The 4,423-nt window shown below is 50.3% G+C and carries 4 protein-coding genes; 3 read left to right on the forward strand and 1 reads right to left on the reverse strand.

Annotated elements, in window-relative coordinates; translation table 11 throughout:
* The 3 genes from ACKOVI_RS06945 to ACKOVI_RS06955 all read left to right on the forward strand — a co-directional run.
* The coding region (locus ACKOVI_RS06945; protein ID WP_509603346.1) for a carbohydrate ABC transporter permease at nt 1-463 on the forward strand (463 nt) is incomplete at its 5' end.
* The gene (locus ACKOVI_RS06950) at nt 460-1,254 is read left to right on the forward strand and encodes a DeoR/GlpR family DNA-binding transcription regulator (RefSeq protein WP_509603347.1); all 795 of its coding nucleotides are present in this window, start codon (nt 460-462) and stop codon (nt 1,252-1,254) included. The genes ACKOVI_RS06945 and ACKOVI_RS06950, both read left to right, overlap by 4 nt.
* A 10-nt stretch (nt 1,255-1,264) precedes the next feature.
* The gene (locus ACKOVI_RS06955) at nt 1,265-2,107 is read left to right on the forward strand and encodes a class II fructose-bisphosphate aldolase (protein ID WP_509603348.1); all 843 of its coding nucleotides are present in this window, start codon (nt 1,265-1,267) and stop codon (nt 2,105-2,107) included.
* On the opposite strand, the gene acs is transcribed toward ACKOVI_RS06955, so the two are convergent.
* Entirely contained in the window at nt 2,104-4,062 is a 1,959-nt protein-coding gene (acs, locus tag ACKOVI_RS06960; protein WP_509603349.1) for an acetate--CoA ligase, read from the reverse strand. The two genes, ACKOVI_RS06955 and acs, sit on opposite strands and share 4 nt — an antisense overlap.
* Nucleotides 4,063-4,423: the final 361 nt, after the last annotated feature.

The following is a 4,423-nucleotide window of genomic DNA, read 5'->3' on the forward strand; positions in this document are numbered from 1 at the left end:
TGTCGGAATTTTCCGTGAAATCGTTGCCTTCAAACTAGTCGATACTTATTTAGCTCTGATTCTGGTCTACTCAGCTTTCAACATGGCTTTCTCAATCTGGATTCTCTCCAGTTTCTTTGCGAGCATCCCGAAAGAAGTTGAAGAAGCAGCATGGATTGATGGTTGCTCTCGCTTCACAACGCTGACAAAGATCGTGCTTCCACTTGCTCTCCCAGGTCTAGTGACAGCCTTCATTTTCACCTTTATCGCTGCTTGGAATGAATTCGTCATTGCGCTGACATTGACATCTTCTCCAGAGCATGAACCACTGACAGTTGGCTTGACTGCTCTGATTGGTCAGTACCAAGTGCAGTGGAACTACCTCTTCGCAGGTTCACTTATTGCAATCGTTCCAGTCGTTATTCTCTTTGCACTTATTGAGAAGTGGCTCGTCGGTGGCCTCACAGCGGGCAGCGTGAAGTGAACAAACAGGATCGCCTCAGCCGAATTCTTGAGATAGTTGTCGAACGCTCCAGCGTTGAAGTGGAAGAAGTTGCCGAGATTCTTGATGTCTCTACCGCCACAATTCGTCGAGATTTCGACTCTTTAGCCCGACAACAACTGCTTTCCCGCACGCATGGTGGTGCAGTTGCAACGGGCGGATCGATCGCACTTCCGCTCAACTACAAAATGGCAAAGGGCGATGAGGTAAAACAGCGTATTGCTGAAGCTGCCGCCGAATTAGTGTCGCGCCACGATGTCATCGGTATTAACGGTGGAACCACAACAACGGCAGTAGCGCGAGCAATCGTTGCCCGCCCTGAATTTTCTGCCGGAGATGCCACCGAACCGCAGCCGGCGCTGACAGTTGTCACCAACGCCGTCAATATTGCTGCGGAGTTAACGGTGCGGCCCCACATCAAAATTGTCGTCACGGGTGGGGTGGCGCGTCCTCAATCGTACGAACTCACTGGCCCCTTTGCAGAAGAGGTATTAAAAGAAGTCAATATCGATATCGCATTTTTGGGCGTTGAAGCTATTGACGAAGTTACCGGAGCTGCTGCTCGACATGAGGATGAAGCTCGTGTCAATCGCCAGATTGCAGCACGAGCTCGCAAAATTGTTGTTGTTACAGATAGTTCAAAGTTCGAAAAGCGAGCATTTGCATCGATTCGGCCTGTCAATGAAATCGATGTGCTCATCACCGATAGTGGCCTCGATAAGAAAACCGTCAAAGCATTTAAAGCTCTTGGCGTCGATGTTGTGATTGTTTAAGGAGACTCTGATGTCACGTACAACTTCCGGAAAGTTAGTTCTTCAAGCACAAGCTGCAGGTACTGCAGTAGGTGCATTTAATGTCATCCTTCTCGAACACGCAGAGGCGCTTGTCTCTGGAGCAGAGAAATCCAACCTTCCAGTCATTCTGCAGATTAGCGAGAACTGCGTCAGCTATCACGGTGCACTCAAGCCAATCTCTGTAGCAACCCTTGCAATCGCTGAAAGCTCAAGCGTTCCAGTTTCAGTACACCTCGATCATGCGGAAAGTGAAGAGCTCGTGAGAGAAGCTCTCGAACTTGGTTACGACTCAATCATGTTTGATGGCTCCAAGCTGCCCTATGAAGAGAATGTTGCAGCCAGCGTACGTGTGGCCCAGCTCTGCCAGAGCTATGGAGCAACGCTCGAGGTAGAAATCGGTGAAGTAGGCGGAAAAGACGGGGTTCACGCACCTGGAGTACGTACCCGTCCTGATGAAGCTCTGGCCTTTGCGCAAGCAACTGGTACAGATTTATTGGCGGTGGCAGTGGGGTCATCTCATGCGATGACTACTCGCGATGCCACTCTCGATTTCGATTTGATTGCAGATATTGCTGCAACTGCAAAGTTGCCACTGGTTCTGCATGGATCTTCAGGAGTCAGCGATGCCGATATTCAGAGGGCTGTTCGCGCTGGAATGAGCAAGATCAATATTGCAACGCACCTCAATGGAGTCTTCACTCATGAAATCCGTGCAGCCCTCGATGAAAATCCAAAGCTTGTAGATCCACGCAAGTACGTGAGCCTAGGCCGTACTGCTATCGCTGATGAAGTTGCGCGATTGCTCGCGCTTCTTAATCTTCGCCCTCATTAATCTTCAGTGTGGGCGCTCTTCAAGCCTTCTGAAATCAACTTCATCACATTGGGATCTGCCAATGTTGTTGCATCTCCGACCGCACGGTTCTCTGCAACGTCCTTTAGCAAACGACGCATGATCTTTCCGCTTCGTGTCTTAGGGAGTTCGTTCACGACCATGATCTGGCGAGGCTTTGCAATTGCACCGATTTCCTTTGCTACGTGGCTACGAAGTTCCTTAACAAGCTCTTCGCCTTCAAGGTGCTCGACTCCGCCGCGCAAAATAACAAAAGCCACAATGCCTTGCCCTGTCATTGCATCTGCTGCGCCTACGACTGCTGCTTCGGCAACTGCTTCGTGGGAGACAAGAGCGGATTCAACTTCTGTAGTTGAAATTCGGTGACCGGAAACGTTCATGACATCATCGACGCGACCAAGCAACCAGATTGCTCCGTCATCATCGAGTTTTGCACCATCGCCTGCGAAGTAAATATTCTCAAAACGAGACCAGTACGTTTCTCTAAAGCGTTCTTCCTCACCCCAGACACCGCGCAACATCGATGGCCATGGTTGATCGAGAATTAAATAACCACCATGTCCATCACCCACAGGAACGCCGTTGTCATCGACAACCTTTGCGCTAATTCCAGGGATAGGGCGCATCGCTGAGCCTGGTTTTGTTGCGGTAACGCCTGGAAGTGGTGAAATCATGATGGCACCGGTCTCTGTCTGCCACCAGGTATCGACGATCGGACAACGTCCACCACCAATTACATGGCGATACCAAATCCACGCTTCGGGGTTAATGGGTTCACCCACTGAGCCAAGAAGACGCAAGGTGGAGAGATTGAATTGCTCTGGGTATTCATCGCCCCACTTCATCCAGGTGCGAATCAGCGTTGGAGCTGTATACAAAATTGTGACGCCGTACTTTTCAATCAGTTCGAAGACGCGTCCCTTATGTGGAGTATCTGGCGTTCCTTCGTACATTACCTGTGTTGCGCCATTAATAAGCGGTCCATAGACCATGTATGAGTGGCCGGTAATCCAGCCGACATCCGCTGTGCACCAATACACATCAGTTTTTGGTTTGATATCGAAAACAACCTTATGTGTGTATGCAACTTGTGTGAGGTATCCACCTGTTGTGTGGAAGATTCCCTTTGGCTTTGCAGTGGTACCTGATGTGTACAAGATAAAGAGCGGATGTTCGCTATCGAAAAATTCTGGAGTATGTGTTGAGTGCTGACGATCAACAATGTCGTGCCACCAGATATCGCGATCTGAATTCCATGCAGTCTCTTGTCCTGTGCGCTTTACGACAAGGACTTGCTTCACATTTGTCTCACCCTTAAGTGCTTCATCCACGGCAGGCTTCAATGCAAATGCTGCGCCTTTACGGAAACCACCATCTGCTGTGATGACTAATTTTGCATCTGCATCTTGAATGCGAGAAAGAAGTGCATCGGCGGAGAATCCACCGAAAACAACAGAGTGAATAGCACCAATACGTGCGCATGCGAGCATGGCAACAGCTGCTTCAGGAATCAGCGGCATGTAGATGGCAACGCGATCGCCGGCAGCGATTCCCATTTCAGTCAGAGCATTGGCAGCCTTACACACATCAGTTAAAAGTTGCGCGTAAGAAATCGTGCGAGTATCACCAGGTTCCCCTTCAAAATGAAAAGCAATCCGTCCGCCATGGCCTTCGGCGACGTGGCGATCGAGGGCATTGACTGAGGCGTTGATCTTTCCGCCGACAAACCACTTGGCAAAGGGTGGATTCCACTCGAGAGCGGTATCCCACTTGCGATCCCAAATCAGCGCCTCTGCCTGGCGCTCCCAGAAGGCGAGGCCATCGTGGTGGGCCTCGGCGTAGAGGGTGGGCTGGGCGTTGGCCTGTGCCGAAAACTCGGGAGATGGGGCAAATGTCCGATTTTCGGAGGAGAGGTTGTCTAGGGTTTCAGCGCTCATAACGGTGAAGTTTAGGAGTTTTCACGCTCAATAGATAGGTTTTTCGAGGGCGAGATTCATCCACAGAGCCACGAAAGCTGTGATTTATAAGGCTTTTCAGGGTCATCATCACCCCATGACTCTCATCACCTTTCTCAGCTATCTCCTTAAATTCCTCAGTAATCCAGCCCTTCTGGCGGCCCTGATTTCGGCGATTTCCAAGATTCTGCACTGATTTTTCACCCTCGCGCTCGTGGCGATTTTCGCTTACGCGGGGGTAGGTGGTTGGATTAGCCGTAAACCGCAGCAAGAGCCAATGGTGCCTTTTCGCGATGGGTTTACACCCTCGATCTACCCATTGGAGACATCATGCCAATCGCAA

It is taken from the genome of Candidatus Planktophila sp. (assembly GCF_046070465.1).
GTDB lineage: Bacteria > Actinomycetota > Actinomycetes > Nanopelagicales > Nanopelagicaceae > Planktophila.